Genomic DNA, 2,081 nt, shown 5'->3' on the forward strand with positions numbered 1-2,081 from the left:
GAGCTGGGGCCGGCGCGGGCGCCGGGGCCGGAGCGGGAGCCGGGGCCGGGGCCGGTGCGGGCGCCGGGGCTGGGGCGCCCGAGGCCGGCACGACGGTCAGCGAGTCCCAGCGAGCCGTGACGGGCGCGTTGGTCGCGGCGCCCGAGAGGTAGGTGTAGATGCCGACGGTCCCGGCCTTCTGGAGCGCGCCCGTGCCGTCCGTGGCGCTGACCTGCCAGTCGGCGGGCTCGGTCGTGCCCGCCCTCCACGCCTTCGCCTTGACGGTCGTCGGTGAGGTCCCGGTGACCTGCAGACGCACGTTCACCGAGGTGCCCCGCGCGTAGGTCAGGGACAGCGTCTCGGTGTCGAGGTCCTTACCGCCGCGGGAGGCGACGAGCTCGACCGTGCCGTCCGGCTTGATCTTCAGCCGTGCGCGGTAGTCACCCGACTTCCCCACCTGGCGGCCGATGACCGAGAGGTAGGCGGTGCCCCCCGCGGGCGCCTTGTCCAACGACGTTCGCACGCGCAGGTCCGTGCTGGTCGACGAGTACCCCTTGAGGCCCGCAGCGGCGGAGGTGCCGGGCCGCAGCACCTGGTGACCCGCACCGGACCGGACGGCGAGCGAGCCGCTGCCCGACCAGCTGCCGCCGGCGTTGGCCTTGCCCCAGCCGGAGGAGGTGGTGCGGGAGAACTGGTCCTCCACGGCCGTCGGCGCGGCAACGGCCGGCGCGGGGGCGACGAGGCTCGAGAGGGCGACGGCGGTGGTCAGGGTCGTGGCCAGCAGGCCGCGACGACGTGCGCTGTGGGACGGGGTAGGTGCGGGAGCGCTTCGGCCGGTGAAGAGGGTTCTCATCGGACTCCTGGGAGGGGGCGGCACCACCGCAGCGACCGACCGCACAGGGAGTGCGGTCGGTCGCTGCTGGGACTGCACGGTCGGGCGGCGGGAACGCCGCGAGATGGGTCGTGAGGGCTCGTTCCAGGTGGCGCCCGGCCGGTGGCGGGGCGCGGCGGTTCTCGACGAAGAGCACGCCGCGGGGCACGGGAGCACGTCGAGACCGTAGCCGACGCTTCCCGCAGGTTCCGAGCCGCCTTCCGCCAGTCGAAACGACCGCGGGTCCGTCAGGGTGCCGTGGACGTGCCGCTGTCGCGGCGGACCTCGACCGGTGCGCCGTTGTCGGCGTAGACGTTCCCGCTGGTCACAGCGGTCGTGTCAGGAGTCATGAGGATCGTGAAGAAGTTGTTCTTCCCGGCCATCGGGGTGTTACCCATGTCACGCGCGAACTTGTTGTCGGTGATCGACCCGAAGTTCATCGCGCCCACCCGGTCGCGGCGCTCGATCTTGAACGGGATGTGCCCGCCGTCGAACCAGTTCTTGCTCACCGAGGCACTGGTGACCGCGTTGACGTTGGGCGTCACGATGAGGCCGAACCCGGCCTGCTGGACCTTGTAGTTCTGGGTCCCGGCCGTCTTCGAGCGCCACGCCGAGAGCGTGTTGCCGACGATCGTGATGTTCGACCCGCCCTGGATCTGGATGGCGTCGTTGTGGGTCTGGTTGTCCGAGTGCGTCGGCGACGGGGAGAAGTAGGCCAGGTCGTGCACGTAGCTCGACTCGATCCGCACGTTCGCCGCCGAGCCGTGGGTGTTGAAGATGCCGAACCCGTCGGTCACGTTCCAGGTGTTGACCCGGCGCGCGGTGTAGTCGTGGCCGAGCATGCCATCGACGTAGTACGACGGCGCGTCCGGCACCAGGGTGACGTCCTCGACCACCAGGTTGCGCACCTTGGAGTCGGTCGCGTTGATCAGGCCGATGCTGTACGTCGCCTTGCCCGAGCCGCGGACGCGCGAGTTGCGGATGGTCACGTCGGCCGCCTTGACGTTCACGAACCCGTAGATGTCCATGTTCTCCAGCACCGTGCCGGGCTGCGTGACGGTGATGTCGCCGCGGTGGACCCGCAGGTTCGAGCCGGGACGGACGCCGGTGTTCGACGCGTCCGGCTTCACGGCACCCGGAGCGGGGGCGGGAGCAGGCGCGGGCGCCGGAGCGGGGGCCGGGGCAGGCGCCGGGGCCGGGGCCGGGGCAGGCGCGGGGGCCGGAGCCGGGG

The 2,081-nt window shown here is 71.9% G+C and carries 1 protein-coding gene and 1 pseudogene; both read right to left on the reverse strand.

The annotated features are described in order from the left end of the window. Positions 1–832 (reverse strand): annotated as a pseudogene (locus tag ICW40_RS19465) (PKD domain-containing protein); the annotation flags it as partial. Positions 833–1,098: 266 nt separating this feature from the next. Continuing rightward, entirely contained in the window at positions 1,099–1,980 is an 882-nt protein-coding gene (locus ICW40_RS19470; RefSeq protein ID WP_221655638.1) for a hypothetical protein, read from the reverse strand. Between the last annotated feature and the right edge of the window lie 101 nt (positions 1,981–2,081).

It is taken from the genome of Actinotalea ferrariae (genome assembly GCF_019733465.1).
In the GTDB taxonomy this organism is placed as follows: Bacteria; Actinomycetota; Actinomycetes; order Actinomycetales; family Cellulomonadaceae; genus Actinotalea; species Actinotalea ferrariae_A.